The organism is Bradyrhizobium sp. CCGUVB23 (assembly GCF_024199885.1).
Classification (GTDB): Bacteria; Pseudomonadota; Alphaproteobacteria; order Rhizobiales; family Xanthobacteraceae; genus Bradyrhizobium.
In genome coordinates, this window is the sequence record NZ_JANADQ010000001.1 from 142,115 (window position 1) to 163,990 (window position 21,876).

A 21,876-nucleotide genomic window follows, 5' to 3' on the forward strand; every position below is an offset into this window, starting at 1 on the left:
AGCGAGAATCCACATGGACCTGCATCTGCGTGGCAAGCGCGTCCTGATCACCGGCGCGTCCAAAGGCATCGGCGCGGCCGCTGCCGAGGCGTTCGCCGAGGAAGGCTGCCACCTCCTGCTCGCCGCCCGCAGCGGCGACCACCTCAAGACGCTGGCTGACCGTTTGCGCTCGGCGCATCAGATCGATGCGGCGACGAGCGTCGTTGACTTGCGCAAAGCTGAAGACGTCGCGCGGCTCGCCAAGGAGGCCGCCGGGATCGACATCCTCGTCAACAATGCCGGCGACATTCCCGGCGGCTCCATCGACAAGATCGACGAAGCGACCTGGCGTCACGCCTGGGAATTGAAAGTATTCGGCTACATCAATCTCACGCGCATGATCTACGCCCAGTTGAAGACGCGCGGCGGCGGCGTGATCGTCAACGACATCGGCGCGGCCGGCGAGAAATTCGACGCCAACTACATCTGCGGCAGCGCCGGCAATGCGGCGCTGATGGCCTTCACACGTGCGCTCGGGGGCAAGAGCCTCGCCGACAACATCCGCGTGGTCGGCATCAATCCGGGCCCGGTCGGGACCGACCGCCACGTCATGCTGCTCAAGACCCGCGCAAAGCACCAGTTTGGCGACGAGAACCGTTACAAGGAATTCCAGAAAAGCCTGCCGCTCGGCCGGCCTGCGCATGCGCGCGAGATCGGCGATCTGATCGCGTTCCTGGCCTCGGACCGTTCCGGTTATACGTCGGGCGTCATTTATACGGTGGATGGCGGGATCAGCGCGGGTTGGGGTTGAGTTTTCCCGTCATTGCGAGCGAAGCGAAGCTATCCAGAAATGTCTCCACGGTGAAAGTCTGGATTGCTTCGTCGCTTCGCTCCTCGCAATGACGGCGCACTTGGTAACAACAGGAGAATCCTAATTGTCAGCCCAAGACCTGATCCGCGAAACTGCCTGCGCCGTGGTCGACAAACTGCGTTCGGGCGACGTCACGCCACTTGATCTTCTCGACGCGCTGGAGAAGCGCCTCGCGGAGGTCGACGGCAAGGTCAATGCGCTGCCGATTCTGTGCTTCGATCGCGCGCGGAAAAGCGCCACCGCACTGATGCAGAAGCCGATCGCCGAGCGCGGGCTGCTCGCCGGCCTGCCGGTGCCGATCAAGGATCTGACCGACGTTGCCGGCGTGCTGAACACGCAGGGCTCGCCGATCTTCAAGGACAACATCCCTGTGCGATCGGACCTTCTGGTCGAACATCTCGAAGGCAATGGCGCGGTCGTCTACGCAAAATCCAACACGCCGGAATTCGGCGCCGGCGCCAACACGTTCAACGAGGTGTTCGGCGCGACACTCAATCCCTGGGACACGTCGAAGTCGGCGGCCGGCTCATCCGGCGGCGCGGCGGTGGCACTTGCGACCGGCACGGCTTGGCTCGCGCACGGCTCCGATATGGGCGGCAGCCTGCGCAGCCCGGCGAGCTTTTGCGGCATCGTCGGCATGCGGCCAAGCATCGGCCGCGTCGCGCATACGCCCGCGGCCGGCGTCGACCGCAATCTCGGCCAGCAGGGGCCGATGGCGCGCAACGTCGAGGACCTTGCGCTGCTGCTCGACGCCATGAGCGGCGAATATGCGGCCGATCCGCTGTCGCTGCCGGCGCCGGCGACCTCGTTCCTCTCCGCGGCCCGCTCGGGCAAGAAGCCGAAGCGCATCGCCTATTCGCCCGACCTCGGCATCACGCCCGTCGACCCCGAGGTCAAGGCGATCACGCGGAAGGCGGCGGAGCGCTTTGCGGAGGCCGGCGTGATCGTGGAAGAGGCGCACCCGGACTGGCGCGAGGCGCTTGAATGCTTCCACGTGCTGCGCGCGCTCGACTTCGCCATGAGCAAGGCCAAGCTCCTGCGCGAAAAGCGCGATCTGTTGAAGCCCGAAGTGATCTGGAACATCGAGGAAGGGCTCAGACTCACGGTCGACCAGATCGCGCGCGCGGAGGCGCAACGCCTTGCGATGACGGCGCGTGCGGTCGAGTTCTTCAAAACCTACGACCTCCTGCTCACGCCCACGACGATCGTACCGCCGTTCCCGATCGAGAACCGCTATGTCGCCGAATGCGACGGCAAGCGGTTCGACAATTACATCGAGTGGCTCGGCATCGTCTCCGCCATCACGCTCGCCTGCTGCCCGTCCCTGTCGCTGCCCTGCGGCTTCACCGCATCCGGACTGCCGGTCGGCGTGCAGGTGGTTGCCACTCCCCGCGGCGATGCCGAGGTGATCGCGGGTGCAAAGGTGCTGGAGGATATTCTGGGCGTGCGTGGGACGACGCCGATCGATCCGAGGGTAAAGAAGTAAAGCCTCGCTTCGCGCGTCGACGCAGTGCTGCCTGGCTATTCGGCGATCGGGCAGGAGCCGGGATCGTTGCAGCGAGGAGGCGGCGACTGCGTTGTGCCGATCGCGTCCTCGGAGGCAGGCCCTTCCGTTCCGTTCCGAACGGCGGAGACGCGCCAGCGGTATGTCGTCTGCGGTGTAAGGCCGGAATCTGCAAAGCTCGCGCCCGTCACCTCGCCAATCCTCTGGAACGCACCATCGGTCCCCGCACGCCAAACCCGATAGGCAGTCACGCCGTCCACCGGCAACCAAGCGAGGTCGATGCCGGTGTCCGACGCATCGATCGCCGTGACCCACTGAGGTGCGGACAGGGATGACGCGGTCGCGTCGTCCGACGCCGGGCTGCCCGCCGTGAGTGCGTCCAGCATGGCTTTGATCGCCCTGATCTGCGATCCGGACTTCGTCACGTAGCTGTCTTCATGGTCGACATAGCTCCACCAATCCCAGCACGCCTGCGGATTGCCTGGCAGATATGGGCTGGCCTTCGTCTGCGGATAGAGGACGATCAGGTGATTGGTATCGGCCCACGCATTGTAGCCGGCCTCGTCGACGAACCGGCGGCCGATGTCGCCGACATCCTGCTTACATCCGTGGAGCGCGACGTGGACGCGACACGGGGCGCCCTGCTCGCAATCCTGAGGCACGAACACGTAACCGGTGTCGCCCATGCTCAGCGCGTCGGGCACATCCGGCCCGGTATAGACGGATTGATCAAAGCTCTTCACCGAGCCCGCAAGCTGCGCGGGATTGGGCCGATTCAAGCGGCCGTAGATGTGCTGCAGGATGATGCCGGCCTGATCGTAGCCGCATTGGTCGATATAGGGCTCGGCGTTGCCCTTGCAGTCGTTGAGACCAGGAGCGTCCTGTCTGGTCACGACGAACGAGTGGCCCGCGCCGAGCGCGGTCTGGTAGAACAGGTTGCCGCGATTGGCATCACCCATATAGTGCCGATAGAAATCGGCGGTCGCGTCGGTCGCCGCCTTGTCGACGACCGCGTCATTGTAGCCGTGAAAGAGATAGATCTTCTGCCTCTTCACATTGCTGAGCGGATCGATCTCGCCCGCCGCTGCCTTCGCATCGGCCTTTGCCGTGAAATCGCTCGTATGCAGATCCGTCGCGGGCCCTTTCATGCAGGCACCCGTGGCCCGCCAGATCGGCCCCCAGTACCCTGTGACGGCATCGAACGCGTCCGCCTTGGCGCACCAATAAGGGCCGCCCGCAACCACGCCGACGCCCTTGATGACCGACGACCAGGCCGTGCCGAACTGCACAGCCATGAATGCGCCTGACGAAATCCCTGAAATCGAACTCTCACCGATCGGGGCCTGATAGCTGCGCAACCCCGCGGGCTCGGCAGCAAGCGGCGACACGCCGATGACGGCGGCGACGATCAAAGTGACGATGTATTGTTGCGAAACGGCCACGCGCATGACGGCCTCGCCAAATCGACTGTAGCTCAATCTATGGTATTACAACTTTAGATCAGCAATCTACGCAAGCGCAAACTTTCGGCAGGTTGCGACCAACGTCATCGTCCCGTCGTCTGCGCCTCGAGGCTTCGGCTATAGCGCGACATCGCGAAGCAGAAGGCGAAATAGATCGCGGCGATGAAGATGTAGACCTCGACCGAAAACTGCTGCCAGGCGGGATCGATGATTGCGGTCTTGGCTGTCGTCAGCAGGTCGAAGATGCCGATGATCAGGACGAGGCTGGTGTCCTTGAAGAAGGCGATGAAGGTATTGACCAGCGGCGGGATGACGTGGCGGATGGCCTGCGGCAGGATGATCAGGTGCTGCTTGCGCCAGTAGGATAGCCCGAGCGCGTCGGCGGCCTCATATTGCCCGCGCGGCACGGCCTGGAGACCGCCGCGGATCACTTCGGCAAGATAGGCGCCGGCGAACAGGATGATTGCGATCTGCGCGCGGAGCAGCTTGTCGATGTTGAAGCCGCCGGGCATGAATAGCGGAAACATCACGCTTGCCATGAACAAGAGGCTCACCAGCGGTACGCCGCGGATCAGTTCGACATAGAGCACGCAGAGCGAGCGGATCGCCGGCAATTTGGAGCGTCGGCCGAGCGCCACCAGGATGCCGAGCGGGAAGCCGAACGCGAGGCCAAAGGTCGCCAGGATCAGCGTCACCGGCAATCCGCCCCAGCGGTCCCGCGAGACGAAGGACAGCCCGAAGACGCCGCCCCACATCAACACGCTGATCAGCGCGAGCGCAGCGATCCAGACATAGACGAGCTCGCGCCGCCACCACGCGCGGCGGGTCGAGACGTAGAACAGCGCGATGAAGAGCAGGACCGCGAGCGGCGGCCGCCACTGCTCGTCGAACGGATAGGTGCCGAACAGGATGAAGCGGTACTTTTCGGGGATGACGGCCCAGCAGGCGCCGACGCCGCGCGCCGCGCGGCAAGCACTGGAGTCATTCGGAGGCGTCAGCCAGACCGCGTTCGCAATGCCCCATTGCACGAAGCTGATCACGCCCTTGGCGAGCACTGCGAAGAGCACGAGCGTGATGATCACATTCGGGATTGAGGAGAACAGGTTGGCGCGCACCCAGCGCAGCACGCGGTTGCCGGATTGGGGCCGGCGGACAGTGCGCGGAACGTCAGTGATCGCCGTCATCGTCAGCGCTCCACCAGCGCGATGCGCGCGTTGTACCAGTTCATGAAGAAGCTGATCGACAGGCTGATGGTCAGGAACACCGCCATGATCAGCGCAATCGCCTCGATCGCCTGCCCGGTCTGGTTCAGCGTGGTGTTGGCGATCGAGACCACGTCCTGGTAGCCGATCGCAACCGCGAGCGAGGAGTTCTTGGTGAGGTTGAGATACTGGCTCGTCATCGGCGGCACGATGACGCGCAGCGCCTGCGGCAGGATGATCTGCCGCAGCATGAAGCTGCGGCGCAGGCCGAGCGCGTTGGCGGCGTCCCACTGTCCCCGCGGCACCGACTGAATGCCGCTGCGCACGATCTCGGCGATGAAGGCCGAAGTGTAGGTCACGAGCGCGATCAGCAGCGCAAAATATTCCGGCGCGAGCGTCAACCCGCCGACGAAGTTGAAGCCGCGCAGCTCGGGCCAGGCGATGGTCCAGCGCACACCGAGCTGCCACGACAACAGCGCCGGCAGCGCGACGATGAGGCCGAGCGCAAAAGGCCAGGCCGGCCGAGGCCTGCCGTCGAGCATCTGCTGCGCGATCAGAGCCCGCCTTATGACGTAAAACACGACCGCGCCGGCAAGGGCGGTGCCGAGTACCCAAAGCTGCCCCTCGCCGATCGGGATCGACGGCAGAATCAGACCGCGATTGGACAGGAAGACACCCTCGATCGGCCGCCATGCAGCGCGCGCGGCCGGTAGCGCCTGCATCAGCACGTACCAGAACAGGAGCTGCAACAGCAGCGGGATGTCGCGCAGCACCTCGACATAGACGGCAGCGAGCCGCGACAGCAGCCAGTTGGCCGATAGGCGCGAGATGCCAATCAGCGTTCCCAGGATCGTCGCGAGCACGATGCCGATGACGGCGACGCGCAAGGTGTTGGCGACACCGACGACGAACGCCCAGAAGTAGGTGTCCTTCGGGCTGTAGGCGAGCAGGCTGTCGGCGATCGGCATGCCGGCCTCGCGGCCGAGGAACGCAAAGCCGGTGGAGATGCGGCGCGCCGAGAGATTGTGAACGGTGTTGGACCAGAGGAAGGCGATGATGGCGAGGGCAATGCCGACGACGAGGATCTGCCACAGCAGGCCCTTGAGCTGCGGGCCTCCCAGCGCGAGCGAGAATGTCCGGCGCGGCGGTGGTCTGGGGCTATCGGTCGTCACAGCACAAAAATCCTCAAAGCGCTTTGAAAGCAGCGATTTCCGGCCATGCGCCTCGTTGGCGCGCATCAACTGTTGCACCAATCGGCGATATATGCAACAAATGTTTCATGGCCGAACCAGCGAAATCCTCACCCCTGAGCGAACTCTGCAGCGCACTGCCATCGCTCCCGATGCGGCTGCAGGAGGTCGGACGTTTTGTCGCGGCCAATGACTACGACGCCACCACCCGCTCGATGCGCGATCTCGCGGCCGAAGCGGGCGCCGACCCTGCCGCGTTCACGCGGCTTGCCAAGGCGATCGGCTATTCCGGCTGGGACGCGTTGCGCGCGGCGCTGACGGAAGCGCGACGGCCGTCGCAGACCTCGCCCTTCTCGGGCCGCGCCAAAGGGCGCCGCCACGGTCCGAATTCCGACGTCGCGCTGATCAGCGACAAGCTCGAAGCGGAAGCTTTGGGCCTGCCGCGGATCTCGGCCTCCTCCGTGGCCGATGCCGCAAAGGCATTGCACGACGCCAAGCGCATCTGGATTGCCGGCTTCCGAAGCTGCCGCAGTGTTGCGGAGCTCCTGAACTATGAGCTGCGGCTGTTCCGCGCGGGTGAGGTGCAGATCGTCGGCGGCTCCGGCCCTGACGATCTCGACATCGGCGCCTTCCGTGCCGGCGAAGCGGTCGTCGTGATCGGCTTCACGCCCTACACGGGCGCAAGCGTCCGGGTGGCGCAAGCCGCCTATCGCGCCGGCGCGACGCTGATCTCGATCGCGGACAGCGTTGCCGCGCCGATGGCCGAAGGCGCGGACCATGTGCTGCTGTTTGAAGCTGCGTCTTCGCCCGGATTCTTCCCGAGCCTCACCGGCGCGATCGCGATCGCGCAGTCGCTCGCCGCGGTGACGTTCTCGCTCGGCGGCGCGGCTGCGAAGAAGCGCCTCCAGGACACCGAGGCGCGATTGACCGCTACCTCCATCTACGTATCAGAGAAAGGTTGAGCCATGGGCACCCGCACGAGCCACGTGCTGCACCGTTCCTTGCGCGAGACGCCGCCGAAGGCAATCGGCGGCGAAGGCGTTTACCTCTTCGCCGAGGACGGACGGCGCGTGATCGACGCCTCCGGAGGCGCCGCGGTCTCCTGCCTCGGCCATCAGCATCCGCGCGTGATCGCGGCGCTGGCGAAGCAGGCCTCGACACTGGCCTATGCGCACACCGCGTTCTTCTCTTCCGAGGCGGCGGAGCGGCTGGCCGAGACGCTGGTCGGCGATGAGCCCGGCGGGCTCGCCTACGCCTATTTCGTCAGCGGCGGGTCGGAAGCGATCGAAGCCAGCATCAAGCTCGCGCGGCAATACTTCATCGAGCGCGGCGAGCCGCAACGGCAACACTTCATCGCGCGGCGCCAGAGCTATCACGGCAACACGCTCGGCGCACTCGCCGCCGGCGGCAACGCCTGGCGCCGCGAACCCTATGCGCCGCTGCTGTCCGGCGCCTTCAGCCATGTGACGCCGGCCTTTGCCTATCACGAGAAGCACGACAACGAGTCCGATGCAGCGTTCGTGGCACGGCTGGCCGCCGAACTCGAAGCCGAGTTCCAGCGGCTCGGTCCCGACACCGTCGCAGCCTTCCTTGCCGAGCCGGTCGTCGGCGCCACCGCCGGTGCCGTCACTGCGCCGGATGGCTACTTCAAGGCGGTGCGCGAGATCTGCAACCGCCATGGCGCGCTGCTCATCCTCGACGAAGTCATGTGCGGCATGGGCCGCACCGGCACCACGCATGCCTGGCAGCAGGAAGGCATCGCGCCCGACATCCAGGCGATCGCCAAGGGTCTTGGCGGCGGCTATCAGCCGATCGGCGCGATGCTCGCAAGCGGCAAGATCGTCGACACGATCCGCGCCGGAAGCGGTGCGTTTCAGCACGGCCACACTTATCTCGCCCATCCCCTCGCCTGCGCCGCGGCACTCGCCGTGCAGGAGGTGATCCGCGAGGACGCCCTGCTCGACCAGGTCAGGGAGCGCGGACGTCAGCTCGAGCAGCGGCTGACCGAGCGCTTTGGCAATCACCGCCATGTCGGCGATATCAGGGGCCGCGGCCTGTTCTGGGCGATCGAGCTCGTCGCCGATCGCGCGACGCGCACCTCGTTCGATCCGGCGCTCAAGCTGCATCAGAAGATCAAGGCCGCCACCTTCGCCGAGGGGCTCGGCTGCTATCCCGGCGGCGGCACCGTGGATGGCGTCCGCGGCGACCATGTGTTGCTGGCGCCGCCCTACATCGCCTCGGCGGGCGAGATCGACCTGATTGTCGACAAGCTCGGCACGGCCGTCGACAACGTCTTGCGTAGTGTCAATCAGTGAGGGGAGAGTAGCATGATGAGGAACGTGATTATCGCGGCGGGCTTGCTTGCGGCTTCGGGCAGCGTGGCGTCGGCTGCGACGCTGGACACGGTGAAGAGCCGCGGCACGCTGGTGTGCGGCGTCAGCGCCGGCTTTGCCGGCTTCTCCGCGCCGGACTCGCAGGGCAATTACAAGGGCCTCGACGTCGACTACTGCCGCGCGCTCGCCGCCGGCGTGTTAGGGGATCCCAACAAGGTGCGCTATGTCGCGCTGACCGCGCAGAACCGCTTCACCGCGCTGCAATCGGGCGAGATCGACGTGCTTTACCGCAACTCGACGCAGACCTATTTGCGCGGTGTCACGCTGGGCTTGCGGCAGGGACCGATCAACTTCTACGACGGCCAGGGCTTTGTCGTGAAAAAGGACCTCGGCGTGAAGGAGCTGAAGGATCTCAAGGGCGCCACCGTCTGCGTCGCGCAGGGCACCACCCATGAGGTGACGCTCGGCGATTACGGCCGCGCCAACGGCATCGACTGGAAGCCGCTGGTGTTCGACCGCGTCGACACCATGTACCAGACCTTCTTCGGCGGCCGCTGCGATGCCATGACCCAGGATGCCTCGGCACTGGCCGGCGCGGTCACGACCGCCGCGCCAAACCCGGCCGACTATGTCGTGCTACCGCAGACCATCAGCAAGGAACCGCTCGGACCCTTTACCCGCAATGGCGACGAAGTCTGGAGCGACATCATCACCTGGCTGCATTACGGGCTGATCGAGGCGGAAGAGCTCGGCGTGACGCAGGCCAATGTCGAGGAGATGGCAAAGTCGCAGACGCCCGCGGTGCAGCGGCTGTTAGGTACCTCCGGCGATCTCGGCTCGCGGCTTGGGCTGGACAACAAGTGGCTGGCCACGGCGATCAAGGCGACCGGCAACTACGGCGAGATCTACGAGCGCAACGTCGGCAAAGGCAGCCCGCTGAAGCTCGAGCGCGGCCTCAACGGCCTCTGGAGCAAGGGCGGCTTGATGTACGCCATTCCGTTCAAGTAAAGAATTTTGCCTCGCCCCGTTCTTAGGGGGAGAGGTCGACCGCGTAGCGGTCGGGTGAGGGGCGCTTCCGCGAGTCCATCTCTCACCTTTTCGTATGGATAGAGCCCCTCACCCCAACCCTCTCCCCGTAAGAACGGGGAGAGGGATGAGAAGGCAGCAACGAAACCTCATGCGCATCACCCTGATCCACGCCCTCAAGCATTCCATCGCGCCGATCGAGTCGGCCTTTGCGCGTCTTTGGCCGGAGGCGCGACTGATGAACCTGCTCGACGACAGCCTGTCGGCGGATCTGGCGCGCGACGGCGCGCTCACCGACGCCATGACCGACCGTTTCCTCGCGCTCGGGGATTATGCCGTCGCGACCGGGGCTGACGCGATCCTGTTCACCTGCTCGGCCTTCGGGCCCTGCATCGAGGCGGTTGCGCGCGCGCATGCGCCGAAGCCGGTCCTGAAGCCGAATGAAGCGATGATCGAGCAGGCGGTGACGATGGGCCCGCGCATCGGCCTGCTCTCGACCTTCCCGCCGACGTTGCAATCGATGCCGCCGGAGTTTCCCGCCTCTGTCGAGATCGTACCGAAGCTCGCCGAAGGCGCCCTCGCCGCGCTCGATCGTGGCGACCGCGCCACGCACGACCGCCTGATTGCGGAAGCCTCAAAAGACCTGCGCGACTGCGACGTGATCGCGCTCGCCCAATTCAGCATCGCGTCCACCGCGCCGCTGGTTGCGGATGCGACCGGCAAGCCGGTGGTGACGACGCCTGACAGCGCCGTGCTGAAACTGATGAAGCTGTTGTCGGCGACGCGCTAGTCGGCTTTGCCGCGGCGCACTCCCTTGATCGCGACCTCCAGCGCGAGCTTGGTCTCGGCGACGAAATCCTCGACCAGCTCCTCGCGCGTGGTATGCGCCGACCGGCCGGTGAGCATGCCCTGCTCGGCCAACATCACCACGCCGTGCAGCGCGGCCCAGATCTTCAGCGCATGGCGCTCGCGCAAATAGCCGACGGCCGGCGCCTCCAGCGCCTCGATCACGAGCGCGAAGGTCTCGTTGGTTGCCGCGTGCAACTCGCTCCCCGCGTCCGCACAGGAGACGGTGCGCGAGGCGAACATCAGCCGGTAGATGCCGTTGCGGCGCAGGCCGAAATCCAGCGTGGCCTGGGCGAGCCGCGAAAGCCTCGACTGCTTCGATGGCTTCGCCATGGCCTCGCGCAGCACAGCGGTGAATTGCCGGAAGGCTTCCGCCGTCACCGCGGCGAGCAGCGCCTCGCGGTCGGCGAAATGACGATACGGCGCAGGTTGCGACACGCCGAGTTCCTTCGCCAGTGCCTTGATGCTGATCGCCTCCGCCCCGCCCTGCTCGGCCTCGCGCAGGGCGGCCTTGATCAGGGCATCACGAAGATCGCCATGGTGATAGGCGTTTTGCGGCTTGCGGGCGAGTTGCGTCGGCATGTTGAGCGGAAACCTATAAGTTTGCGCTTGACAGGGAAAGCCCGTCCGCAATGTAATATACTATAACTTAACCTCGCGGTGAACGCCGCGGACAAAAATCAATTGAGGAACGCGCCCGGCCCCGCATGGGGTCTGCATGCGCATCACCGAGGGAGCTTAGATGGCAGAACGACTGAGGGTTCACGTCGATCCCGAAAAGTGTCAGGGGCACGCACGCTGCAAGGCGCTGGCGCCGGAACTGTTCGAGCTTGACGAATACGGCAATGCGCATGAGGTCGGCGACGGCACCGTGCCGGCCGGCCTTGAAGACAAGGCCTGGCTTGCCAAATCCAACTGTCCGGAAATCGCAATCGAAGTGACCGAGGAGTAGTGCGCCGCACGTTCCTGCGTTCTTCCGTGAACACAAGCCCCAAGGATCCAGAGATGTCCGACGTCAGCCAACCCGCCGCCCATCCGCCCGTCACCGATTGGCTCCACGATTTTGATCACACCGATCCGCGCTGGACGGAAGATCCCTTCCCGATCTGGGACCAGATGCGTGCCGCAAGCCCTGTCGTGCACACCGAGCGCTTTCTCGGCTGCTATTTGCCGACGACCTACGAAGCGGTGCGGCAGATCGCCAACGACACCGACAGCTTCTCCTCGCGTCGCATCATCGTTCGCGATGAACGGCCCGAAGTCGCCAAGAACGCGGCGCCGCCGATCACCTCCGATCCGCCGGACCACAAGCCGGCCAAGCAATTGCTGCTGCCGCCGTTCACGCCGGATGCGATGAAGAAGCTCGAGCCGCGCGTCCGCGCCATCTGCAACGAGCTGATCGACGAATTCATCGCCGACGGCAAGGTCGACGCCGCCGCGCGATACACCAAGCACATCCCGGTGCGCGCGATCGCTCACATGCTCGGCATCCCCGAGAGCGACGGCGAGCTCTTCATCAAGTGGATCCACATGATCCTCGAGCTGAGCATCAAGAACGAGATGATGCTGAAGCAGGCGGCCGAGGAGATGACCAATTATTTCGCCGGCCATGTCGAAGCGCGCAAGAACAAGCCGGGCGACGACCTGATCTCCTATCTCCTCAACGCCCGTGACAAGAACGGGCAGCCGCTCGATGACTCCCACATCTACGGCTCGCTGCGGCTGCTCCTGATCGCCGGCATCGACACCACCTGGAGTGCGATCGGCTCCTCGCTCTGGCACCTTGCAAAGACGCCTGCAGACCGCGAGCGCCTGATCGCCGAGCCCGAGCTGATGCCGATGGCTGTCGAGGAACTCTTGCGCGCCTATTCGCCAGTGACGATGGCGCGCGAGGTGATGAAGGAGACGACCATCGCCGGCTGTCCGGTCAAGCCGGGCAACATGGTGCTGCTGTCCTTCCCCGCCGCCAACCGCGACCCCAAAATGTTCCCCGATGCCGACAGGGTCGTGCTCGATCGCCGGGAGAACCGCCATGCCGCCTTCGGCCTCGGCATCCACCGCTGCGTCGGTTCCAACCTGGCGCGGATGGAGATGCAGGTCGCAATTGAGGAATGGTTGAAGCGAATCCCGGACTTCCGGCTCAACCCGGCCGGCACCGTGACCTGGTCGCAAGGGACCGTGCGCGGCCCCCGCCAGTTGCCATTTCTGCTCGGAAAGGCCATGTAGCCTCCAGACAGAAAATGTTCTGGGAGGCCGGTGATGACAGACCAAGCAATCGAGCCGGCCTCCGAGCGATTCGACATTGCCGACGCCGAACGCCGCATCAAGGCGATCTTCATCGGTTCGATCGGCAACCTCGTCGAATGGTACGATTTCTACGCCTATACGGCGTTCGCGCTGTATTTCGCGCCGGCGTTCTTCCCCGGCGACGATCCTGTCGTCCAGCAACTGAACGTCGCCGTCGTGTTCGCGGCGACCTTCCTGATGCGCCCCTTGGGCGGCTGGTTCTTCGGCTATCTCGCCGATCATTTCGGACGCCGGATCTCGCTGACGCTCTCCGTCGTCTTCATGTGCTTTGGCTCACTGATCATCGCGGTGACGCCGACCTATGCCTCGATCGGTCTTGCCGCCCCAGCGATCCTTGCGGTCGCGCGCGTGATCGAGGGCTTAAGTCTCGGCGGCGAATATGGCGCCAGCGCCACCTATTTGAGCGAGGTCGCCGATCCCAGGCATCGCGGCTTCTATTCGAGCTTTCAGTACGTCACCCTGATCGGCGGACAGCTCACCGCGATCATCGTGCTGTTGCTCTTGCAAAAGGTGTTCCTCACGCCCGAGGAGCTGAAGGCCTGGGGTTGGCGCATTCCGTTTGCGATCGGTGCAATGCTGGCGATCTTCGCCGCGGTGATGCGGCGCGGCCTGCATGAGACCGAGGCGTTCGAGGAAGCCAAGAAGGTCGTGAAGCCGACCGGCTCCATCGCAAACCTCCTGAAATATCCGCGGGAGCTGTTGCTGGTGGTGGGACTGACCGCGGGCGGTACCGCGGCATTCTACACCTTCACCACCTACATGCAGACCTTCGTCAAGCTCTCGGTCGGGCTCACCGAGGACCAGACCACCTTCGTGATCTTCGGCACGTTGATCTTCGCGACCATCCTGCAACCGATCTATGGCGCGATCTCCGACAAAATCGGACGCAAGCCGCTGCTGATCTTCTTCGGCGTCGCCGGCACGCTCGCAACCGTCCCGCTGCTGATGACGCTGAAGGAGACGAAATCGCCCTTCATGGCATTCGTGCTGATCTGCTGCGCCTGGCTGTTCGTCGCCGGCTACACCTCGATCAACGCGGTGGTGAAGGCCGAGCTGTTCCCGACCAATGTCCGCGCGCTCGGCGTGGGGCTACCCTATGCGATCACGGTCTCCCTGTTCGGCGGCACGGCGCCGGCGATCGCACTCTACTTCAAGACCATCGGGCACGAGGAGTGGTTCTATTACTATCTCAGCGGCATCATCTGCCTCTCGCTGATCATCTATGCTACGATGCGCGACACCAAGCATGCCTCCGCGATGCATCGTCACGAGTAGACATCGTTACGAGTAGATGTCACGAGTAGACATTGCCACGAGTAGATCATGGCTGACGAGAACGAGCCGCCGCCCGAAAGCAAGCTGACGCGGACCAAGGAGAAATGGGCGCGCGAGGGCCGCTTCCTCACCGGCAGGATCGCACGCCCGGAAGATCAGCGCCTGCCGCCCGGACAGCATCTCACCAAGGACTGGCCCGTGCTCGATCTGGGCCTCACACCGGAAATCTCGCCGGAACGCTGGCGGCTCGACGTCTATGGCGCGGTCGAAAACCCGGTGTTCTGGACGTTTGCGGAATTCACGGCGCAGAAGCAGGCGCAATTCACCTCCGACATCCATTGCGTGACGACCTGGTCGCGCTACGACAACCAGTGGGAGGGGCTTGCGACGCGCGAGCTGCTGGCGGCCTGCCAGCCGCGCGATGATGCGCGCTTCGTCGTGCTGCATTCCTATGACGGCTACACCACCAATCTGTCGCTGGAGGATTTCGCCGCTGAGGACGCCCTGCTCGCCCATAGCTGGTCGGGCGAGCCGCTGTCCGAGGAACATGGCGGTCCAGTGCGGCTCGTCGTGCCGCATCTTTATTTCTGGAAGAGCGCCAAATGGCTTCAGGCGATCGAGTTTCTGACCGAGGATGCGCCCGGCTATTGGGAAGTCCGTGGCTATCATAACCGCGGCGATCCCTGGACTGAAGAACGCTATTCCGGGGACTGACATTCCCACCTCTCCCGTTGGGAGAGGTGGACGCCAACGTCGAGGAGATACCCATGCCGATGGAGCGCTTTCAATTCACAGGCGAAGGCGGCCATCTGCTGGCGGCCGCGCTGGAGTTGCCGGAGGGTGAACCTGCGGCTTACGCGCTGTTTGCGCACTGCTTCACCTGCGGCAAGGACGTGCTGGCCGCACGCCGGATCGCGGTCGCTCTCGCAGCAAAAGGCATCGCCGTGCTGCGCTTCGATTTCACCGGGCTTGGCTCGAGCGAAGGCGACTTCGCCAACTCCACCTTCTCCTCCAACGTTGCCGATCTCGTGCACGCCGCCGATCATCTGCGCGCAACACGAAAGGCGCCAGCGATCCTGATCGGCCATAGCCTCGGTGGCGCTGCGATCCTGGCGGCAGCCGGAAAGATTCCGGAGCCCAAGGCGGTGGTGACGATTGCTGCGCCATCCGACCCAGCGCACGTCACCGGGCTATTCAGGGAACATCTGAACGACATCCGTACGCAGGGCGAGGTCGAGGTGTCGCTCGCAGGGCGGCCCTTCCGCATCAAGCGCGAATTCCTCGACGACATCGTCGAGCACGAGTTGATGAAGGATATCACGGGCTTGCACAAGGCGCTGCTGGTGATGCATTCGCCCGTCGACGACACCGTCGGCATCGACAATGCGACGAAGATCTTCGTCTCGGCGAAACATCCGAAGAGCTTCGTCTCGCTCGACCACGCCGATCATCTGCTCAGCAAGGCGAGCGATGCCGTTTATGTCGCCGACGTGATCGCGGCCTGGGCGAGCCGCTATGTCGAAGCTGCAAGACCGGCGAAAGTGGCAGGCCTCCCCGAGGCGCCGCGCCAGGTCATCGTACAGGAGACCTGCAAGAGCAAGTTCAACCAGTTGATCTCCGTCGGGCCGCATCGGCTGGTGGCCGACGAGCCGGTCGCGGCCGGCGGCGAGGATGCCGGCCCCGGCCCCTATGATTTCCTGCTCGCTGGCCTTGGCGCCTGCACGTCCATGACCATGCGGCTCTATGCCGACCGCAAATCGCTGCCGCTCGATCGCGTCACGGTGACGCTGAAGCACGCCAAGATCTACGCGAAAGATTGCGAAGAATGCGAGACCCGCGACGGCATGCTCGACCAGATCGACCGCGTGATCGCGATGGACGGCGCACTCGATGCCGAGCAGCGCAAGAAGCTGATGGAGATCGCCGACAAGTGCCCGGTGCACCGGACGCTGACGTCGGAGATCCGGATCGTGACGAAGCCTGCGGACTGAGCGACCGCGCTAGAAGCAAGACGCCATCGTCCGCACGGCCGTGCTGATCTCGCTCTCGCGCCAGGCCGCAAAGCCGAGCAGCAAGCCATGATCGCGCGGCCGGCCGAGCGACAGGGTCGATAACGCCCGCGTCTCGACTCCAGCCTCAACCAGCCGCTTGACCGCTGCCCGGTCTGCGCCGCCGCGCTTGAGGCGTGCAACGAGTTGGATGCCGCCCGAGGGCGTCTCGACCTCAAGAACGCCACCCAGACGGCGTTCCATCTCGCCGACGAGGTGATCGCGGCGCGCGTGGTAGAGGCGGCGCATCCGGCGAAGGTGTGCGAGGAAGTGTCCATCGATGATGAACTCGGCCAGCGCTTCCTGGATGTGACTGGCCGCGATCAGTCCCATGTGCCGCTGCGCGATCTCCAACGTGTCGCACAGGGCCGGCGGCGCGACGAGATATCCGAGGCGGATGTCCGAGGTCATCACCTTCGAAAAGGTGCCGACATAGAACACGCGGCCGTGGGCATCGAGCCCCTGCAAGGAGGGCACCGGCCGGCTGTCGTAGTGGAATTCGCCGTCGTAGTCGTCTTCGATGATCCAGGTCTTGCCCGGCCGGCTTGCAGCGAGAAATTCGGTGCGGCGGACAAGCGACATCAATCGCCCCGTCGGGTGCTGGTGCGATGGCGTCATGAAGATGAGCCTTGGCGCGACCGTTCCAGCTACCCGCTGCATGCCCTGCTCATCCAGCCCCATGCCGACCACGCGTGCGCCGGAAGCGCGGAAGGCGGCCGTGGCACCCGGATAGCCTGGATCCTCCACCCAGACCTCGTCACCGGGCGTGATAAGCGTGGCGGCAATCAAGGTCAGCGCGGCCTGCGCGCTCGGCAGGATCATCACCTGCGCCGCCGCTGCGCGAACGCCCCTGCTGGTCGCAAGATACTGCGCCAAAGCCTCCCGCAGGCGCGGCCGGTTGACCGCTCCGATCTCGCGCCTCGCCGACTGCACGGCGCTGCGGCGCAGGCAACGTGCCCAGATCTCGTTCGGAAACTCCCGGGCGTCGGCGTGGCCGGGCCTTAGCGGTCGCAACGACGCGAGATAAGACATCGGCCAGTCCGTCTCGCGCAACTTGGAGGCCCAGGGCGAGAGCCGGGGCTTTCCGGGCTGCACGCGCGATACGGCGGTGCCTGCTCCCTCGGTCCGTTCGCCGCCATCGACCATCACCACCGGACGCCGCCCGTGCGACATCGCGAGGTAGCCCTCAGCGGCGAGCTGCTCGAACGCGAAGCTGACGGTGTTGCGGGACACGCCGAGATCGCTCGCAAGCCGGCGGCTCGACGGCAGCACACGATCCTTGCCGATCCGACCGCTCGCGATCAGGCGCCTGAGCTGGCCGGTCAATTGCACTACCAGCCCTGCCTCGCCGGATCGCTCCAGCGTGATAAGCCCGGAGATCATTGCATCGGAAACTGGCACCTTAGTTCTTTCCAATCTGGCACTTTTTTAAGTGCCAATTGCGATGCTATCTGCCGGGCTGCGCCGCTTCAAGGATCTTGCAATGAACGCCTCCCTGTCACCACGCGCAGCCATCGGCCTGTTCCTGATCGTCGTGCTGGCCTGGGGCGTGAACTGGTCGGTGACGAAGCAGCTGGTGCAGTTCGTCCCCCCGCTGTGGAGCGCGGCGATCCGGAGCTGGATCGCGCTCGTCGGCCTGTTCGTGATCCTGCGCGCGAACAACAATCTGGTGATTCCGGATCGACACGACGTCCCCGTGATCCTGAGCGTGGCGCTTTTGCATATGACGCTGTTCTCGACACTGGCCGCCGCCGGCCTGCGCTTCATTCCCGCCAGCAAGGGCATCGTGCTCGGCTATACGACACCGCTCTGGGTCGCGCTCGCGGCACCCCTGCTCGGGAAGGACACATTGAGCGCGCCGAAAGTCGGCGGAGCAATGCTGGGCCTGGCCGGGCTTGCCGTGATCTTGAACCCCTCCTCAATCGACTGGACCAATATCAATGTCCTGATCGGCGCCGGCATGGTGATCCTGGCCGCCATGTGCTGGGCGGCGAACATCATCTATCTCCGATCGCATCATTGGATCGCCTCGCCGCTCCAGCTCCTGATCTGGCAAGTGCTCGTGGCAACGGTGGTGTTGTCGATCACGGCAACGATAACGGACGGCCTGCCGCACGTGGAATGGTCATCGCGGCTCGTCTTGCTGTTCCTGTACTCCGGCCTGATCGGGACCGCGCTGGCCTATTGGGCGATGTCGATGGTCAACAAGAGCATCTCGGCCCTGACGACGTCGCTCGGCACCACGGCGACGCCAATCGTCGGCATTGCCAGTGCCGCCATCCTGCTCGGCGAGCCCATCGACATCAGCCTTGCCGTCGCGGCTACGCTGATCGTTGCCGGCATCGGCCTTGCGACACTCGCCAATCGTCCCCTGCGCAGTCAGGCGACCTTGAGAGGCTGAACGCGGAGCGCGCCGCGTAGACCGGCGGCGGTGCCGAGCAAAATGCCGGCGACCGCGACGAACGAGGCCAGCGCCAGTGTCGAGAGGCCAGTGAGCCCCTGCCCGATCGAGCAGCCGAAGGCCATGACGCCGCCGATGCCCATCAGCGCCGCGCCACCCGCCGAGCGCAGCATGTGGCGCGGCGATGAATAGCCTTCGAGCTGGAAGCGCCCCGTCGCCAGCGCAGTGACGAGGCTGCCGGCGAACACGCCGGCGACCGTGGCGATGCCGAAATTGAGCGTCAGGCCGGTCGAGAGCATGGCGTATTGCAGCGCGTCCGCAATCGGCGCGATGAAGGTCAGCGAGGTCACCGGCACTGGGTTGAAATCGTCAGCGCCGAGGAAGCCGGTGACGTACCAGCCGCCCGCGATCAGGAGACCGACGATGGCGCCTGCCGCAATCTGGCCCGGCGAGCAGCGGAACGCCGCGTGGGCAAAGGCGAACAGCGCCAGCGCGGCCGCGAGCACGGCAGCACCGAGCGTTCGCGAGGCAGCATCGCCGAGCCCGAAAGCAGACAACAGCGCCGGCAGCGAATTCGCGCCCACGGTGGTCTGCGAGGCCTGCACCAGCGCGATGCGCGCCGGCGCGATCAGGCCTTTCAGCGTCATCTGGGCGGCGATCGCCAGCACGATCACGACCACGAAGGAGCGAAGATTGCCGCGGCCGAGCAGCACCAGCGCGCGCGAGCCACAGCCGTTCGACAGCACCATGCCGTAGCCGAACAGGAGCCCGCCAAGGAACAGCACCGGCGCCGAGAAGGTCTGTTGCAGATAGATCGACTTGCCGAGATCGACCGTGCCGCTTCCGGCAAGGAACTGGCTCGCCGCGATCGCGACTGCGATCGCCAGCGCATAGGTGCGCACAAGGCGGCCATCGCCGTCTGCGAGGTACCCGCGCATGCTGCTCATCAGGCAAAATCCACTGAGCAGGCCGACGGCGCCGTAGACGAGGCCGATGACGACGCCAGCGAGGATGACGAGTTGGGTCGACGATGCCATCGTTACGGCTTCAGGATTACGCGATCGCGCGAGGAACCGGCAACGGCAACGTAAGCCTCTTTGGCGCGCTCAAGCGCATAAATCGCGCCTTCCTTGATCGGAAACGGCTTCAGCTGCCCGCTGGCAAAGCCCGGACCGAGATCGCGCAGCACTGCTCCCGTCGCGGTCGATGACAGGCCGAGCGTGTCGATGCCGACATAGGTGTGCTGGCCACGGTAAAATTCCAGGATGTTGAACTGCACGATGCGGTCGATCGCTGCGATGAGGATCTGGCGGCCACGCAAGGCGAGCGACTTGTGCGCGGCCTGGAAGTAGGGATCGCCGACCGTGTTGAAGACGATGTCCGCCCCCTTGCCGCCGGTCACTTCGCGTACGCGCGCGGCGACATCGGTGGCGGAAGAGTCGATCACCTCGACGGGCGCGTTGGTATGGCCTTCATAGGCCTCCGCCTTGCGCACCACGCCGATCACGCGCGCGCCCTGCCAGGTCGCGATCTGCACGGCGGCCTGGCCGACCTTGCCGTTAACGCCCATCACCAGCACGGTCTCGCCCTGCTTCGGCAGGCCAGCGCGACGAAAACCTTCCATTGCGGTGACGAAGGGCACGCCGATGCCGGCGGCTTCCTCCCAGGACAGCGCCTTGGGCTTTTCCACCACGGCATCAAGCTCGACGACAAGATGGGTGGCGTGGGTGCCGTCGCGGCGGATGCCGAGGTCGCCAGAGGAGCCGAACACCTCGCGGCCGATCGTGCCGGCCGAGCCGTCGATGACGACGCCGGCATAATCACGGCCGGGCGTTCGCGGAAACACGGCATAGGGCATCAAGCCGGTCGCAGCCTTCACGTCGGACGGGTTGACGGCGGCGGCCTTCACTTCGATCAGGACGTCGTTGGCGCCGCGGGCGAGCGTGTGATGCTCGACACGAGGTGCAAGCGCCGCCGCGTTCTCGGCCTTGGCATTGAGGCGCACGCAGCGCGCTTCGACGGTTTTGCTATCGGCTGGTGACATCGAAAGACCCACGATTTCTCGCGGGCCTTGTCGCCTTTGGGGCCGGTCAAGTCAATCCTTCGGACGCTTGTCGAAGAGGCGCTTCGCCTTGCCGAGCGATCGCTCCAGCGTAGCCGGCGCGACCGCCCGCACCTTGGCGGTGATGCCGATGGTGTTCTTGATGTGAGTCGATATCCGCTCGGCGTGGTCGACGAGCCCGCGGCCGTCCCAGCTTTCGGGGCGCGCCTCCGCGATGATGGTCAGCTCATCCATCCGGCCCTCGCGGGTCAGTTCCATGATGAAGTGGCCTCCGCACCACTCGGTCGCGAGCAGCACCTCCTCGATCTGGGTCGGGAACAGGTTGACGCCGCGCAGGATGATCATGTCGTCCGAACGCCCCGTCACCTTCTCCATCCGCCGCATCCCCGGCCGCGCTGTGCCGGGCAGGAGGCGCGTGAGATCGCGGGTGCGATAGCGGATCACCGGGAAGGCTTCCTTGGTGAGGGAGGTGAAGACCAGCTCGCCCTTTTCGCCGTCGGGCAGCACGGCGCCGGTCTCGGGATCGATCACCTCGGGGTAGAAGTGATCCTCCCAGATGTGCAGACCGTCCTTGGTCTCGATGCATTCCTGCGCGACGCCCGGACCGATCACTTCAGACAGGCCATAGATGTCGGTCGCATCCATGTCGAAGGCCTCTTCGATCTCGCCGCGCATCGCGTTGGTCCAGGGCTCGGCGCCAAAAATCCCGACCTTGAGCGAGCATTGGCGCGGATCAAGCTTCTGGCGCTTGAACTCGTCGAGGATCGCCAAGACGTAGCTCGGCGTCACCGTGATGATGTCAGGCCGGAAATCGTTGATAAGCTGCACCTGCCGCTCGGTCATGCCGCCGGAAATCGGCACCACGGTGCAGCCGAGCTTCTCCGCGCCGTAATGGACGCCGAGGCCGCCGGTGAAGAGGCCATAGCCATAAGCGTTGTGGATGATCATGCCGGTGCGGCCACCAGCGGCACGGATCGAGCGCGCCATCACCTCTGACCAGGTGTCGATATCGGCCCTCGTGTAGCCGACGACGATCGGCTTGCCCGTCGTGCCCGAGGAGGCATGCACGCGCACCAGCTTTTCGCGGGGGACCGCGAACATGTTGAAAGGATAGTTGTCGCGCAGATCCGTCTTCACCGTAAACGGAAACTTTGCGAGATCGGACAGCTCTTTGAAATCGGACGGATGCACGCCGGCCTTGTCGAAGGCCTTGCGATAATGCGCGACGTTGTCGTAGGCGTGCTTCAGCGACCAGCCCAGGCGCTGCGTCTGCAACGCCATGATCTCGTCGCGCGAGGCGCGCTCGTGCGCGTCCATCTCGGCACTATAGGCGTTTCCACCTGCCTTCAGCCTGGTCAGAGCCATCCTC

Annotated in this window: 20 protein-coding genes; 12 read left to right on the forward strand and 8 right to left on the reverse strand. The window is 64.9% G+C overall.

From position 1 onward, the window contains the following. The first annotated feature begins 13 nt into the window (after positions 1-13). Together NLN62_RS00630 and NLN62_RS00635 are read left to right on the forward strand one after the other, a co-directional pair. On the forward strand, positions 14-790 hold the full coding sequence (locus NLN62_RS00630) for an SDR family oxidoreductase (protein ID WP_254107005.1): 777 nt from the start codon (positions 14-16) through the stop codon (positions 788-790). A gap of 124 nt (positions 791-914) precedes the next feature. After that, positions 915-2,336, forward strand: a complete 1,422-nt coding sequence (locus NLN62_RS00635) for an amidase (protein WP_254107006.1) — start codon at positions 915-917, stop codon at positions 2,334-2,336. 35 nt (positions 2,337-2,371) lie between these two features. Here the strand turns inward: NLN62_RS00635 and NLN62_RS00640 are convergent, their stop codons facing one another. The 3 genes from NLN62_RS00640 to NLN62_RS00650 form a co-directional block, all read right to left on the reverse strand. Continuing rightward, complete coding sequence (locus NLN62_RS00640) at positions 2,372-3,802, reverse strand: fibronectin type III domain-containing protein (protein WP_254107007.1); 1,431 nt, start codon at positions 3,800-3,802, stop codon at positions 2,372-2,374. A 98-nt stretch (positions 3,803-3,900) separates the two neighbouring features. After that, the gene (locus NLN62_RS00645; RefSeq protein WP_254107008.1) at positions 3,901-5,001 is read right to left on the reverse strand and encodes an amino acid ABC transporter permease; all 1,101 of its coding nucleotides are present in this window, start codon (positions 4,999-5,001) and stop codon (positions 3,901-3,903) included. A 2-nt stretch (positions 5,002-5,003) separates the two neighbouring features. Continuing rightward, positions 5,004-6,191: an amino acid ABC transporter permease gene (locus tag NLN62_RS00650; protein ID WP_254107009.1), complete on the reverse strand. Its 1,188-nt coding sequence runs from the start codon at positions 6,189-6,191 to the stop codon at positions 5,004-5,006. Positions 6,192-6,298: 107 nt separating this feature from the next. Here NLN62_RS00650 and NLN62_RS00655 point away from each other — a divergent pair, with 107 nt between their 5' ends. The 4 genes from NLN62_RS00655 (at position 6,299) to NLN62_RS00670 (ending at position 10,358) form a co-directional block, all read left to right on the forward strand. Continuing rightward, positions 6,299-7,171 (forward strand): MurR/RpiR family transcriptional regulator, encoded by an 873-nt coding sequence (locus tag NLN62_RS00655; protein WP_027525831.1) that lies wholly within the window; start codon positions 6,299-6,301, stop codon positions 7,169-7,171. 3 nt (positions 7,172-7,174) lie between these two features. After that, the gene (locus tag NLN62_RS00660; RefSeq protein WP_254107010.1) at positions 7,175-8,524 is read left to right on the forward strand and encodes an aspartate aminotransferase family protein; all 1,350 of its coding nucleotides are present in this window, start codon (positions 7,175-7,177) and stop codon (positions 8,522-8,524) included. A gap of 12 nt (positions 8,525-8,536) precedes the next feature. Further along, a complete protein-coding gene (locus NLN62_RS00665; RefSeq protein ID WP_254107011.1) occupies positions 8,537-9,550 on the forward strand; it encodes an amino acid ABC transporter substrate-binding protein in 1,014 nt (337 codons plus the stop codon). A 169-nt stretch (positions 9,551-9,719) separates the two neighbouring features. Continuing rightward, positions 9,720-10,358 carry an aspartate/glutamate racemase family protein gene (locus NLN62_RS00670; RefSeq protein ID WP_254107012.1) on the forward strand — a complete coding sequence of 213 codons (639 nt, stop codon included), beginning with the start codon at positions 9,720-9,722 and terminating at the stop codon, positions 10,356-10,358. Here NLN62_RS00670 and NLN62_RS00675 read toward each other — a convergent pair. After that, complete coding sequence (locus NLN62_RS00675; RefSeq protein WP_027525827.1) at positions 10,355-10,996, reverse strand: TetR/AcrR family transcriptional regulator; 642 nt, start codon at positions 10,994-10,996, stop codon at positions 10,355-10,357. The two genes, NLN62_RS00670 and NLN62_RS00675, sit on opposite strands and share 4 nt — an antisense overlap. Positions 10,997-11,156: 160 nt before the next feature. Here NLN62_RS00675 and NLN62_RS00680 point away from each other — a divergent pair, with 160 nt between their 5' ends. From NLN62_RS00680 to NLN62_RS00700, 5 genes are read left to right on the forward strand one after another with little or no spacing between them, the layout of a single operon-like run. Beyond that, positions 11,157-11,366, forward strand: coding sequence for a ferredoxin (locus NLN62_RS00680; protein ID WP_027525826.1), 210 nt, complete (start codon positions 11,157-11,159; stop codon positions 11,364-11,366). 53 nt (positions 11,367-11,419) lie between these two features. Next, entirely contained in the window at positions 11,420-12,640 is a 1,221-nt protein-coding gene (locus tag NLN62_RS00685) for a cytochrome P450 (protein WP_254107013.1), read from the forward strand. Positions 12,641-12,673: 33 nt separating this feature from the next. Beyond that, positions 12,674-13,996 carry an MFS transporter gene (locus tag NLN62_RS00690; RefSeq protein ID WP_027525824.1) on the forward strand — a complete coding sequence of 441 codons (1,323 nt, stop codon included), beginning with the start codon at positions 12,674-12,676 and terminating at the stop codon, positions 13,994-13,996. A 48-nt stretch (positions 13,997-14,044) separates the two neighbouring features. Beyond that, positions 14,045-14,710 (forward strand): sulfite oxidase-like oxidoreductase, encoded by a 666-nt coding sequence (locus tag NLN62_RS00695; RefSeq protein WP_254107014.1) that lies wholly within the window; start codon positions 14,045-14,047, stop codon positions 14,708-14,710. A 53-nt stretch (positions 14,711-14,763) separates the two neighbouring features. Beyond that, entirely contained in the window at positions 14,764-15,987 is a 1,224-nt protein-coding gene (locus NLN62_RS00700; RefSeq protein WP_254107015.1) for a bifunctional alpha/beta hydrolase/OsmC family protein, read from the forward strand. Between the two features lie 9 nt (positions 15,988-15,996). Here NLN62_RS00700 and NLN62_RS00705 read toward each other — a convergent pair whose 3' ends face one another. Further along, positions 15,997-17,427: a PLP-dependent aminotransferase family protein gene (locus NLN62_RS00705; protein WP_254113309.1), complete on the reverse strand. Its 1,431-nt coding sequence runs from the start codon at positions 17,425-17,427 to the stop codon at positions 15,997-15,999. Between the two features lie 100 nt (positions 17,428-17,527). Between NLN62_RS00705 and NLN62_RS00710 the strand changes: the two genes are divergently transcribed. Continuing rightward, complete coding sequence (locus NLN62_RS00710) at positions 17,528-18,445, forward strand: DMT family transporter (RefSeq protein WP_254107016.1); 918 nt, start codon at positions 17,528-17,530, stop codon at positions 18,443-18,445. Here NLN62_RS00710 and NLN62_RS00715 read toward each other — a convergent pair. Genes NLN62_RS00715 through paaK form a run of 3 tightly spaced genes read right to left on the reverse strand, consistent with a single transcriptional unit; the run spans position 18,424 to position 21,872 of the window. Beyond that, positions 18,424-19,482: a YeeE/YedE family protein gene (locus tag NLN62_RS00715; protein WP_254107017.1), complete on the reverse strand. Its 1,059-nt coding sequence runs from the start codon at positions 19,480-19,482 to the stop codon at positions 18,424-18,426. The genes NLN62_RS00710 and NLN62_RS00715 overlap by 22 nt on opposite strands. A 2-nt stretch (positions 19,483-19,484) precedes the next feature. Continuing rightward, positions 19,485-20,489 (reverse strand): zinc-binding alcohol dehydrogenase family protein, encoded by a 1,005-nt coding sequence (locus NLN62_RS00720; protein ID WP_254107018.1) that lies wholly within the window; start codon positions 20,487-20,489, stop codon positions 19,485-19,487. Between the two features lie 51 nt (positions 20,490-20,540). Further along, positions 20,541-21,872: a phenylacetate--CoA ligase PaaK gene (gene paaK, locus NLN62_RS00725; protein WP_254107019.1), complete on the reverse strand. Its 1,332-nt coding sequence runs from the start codon at positions 21,870-21,872 to the stop codon at positions 20,541-20,543. Positions 21,873-21,876 lie beyond the last annotated feature (4 nt).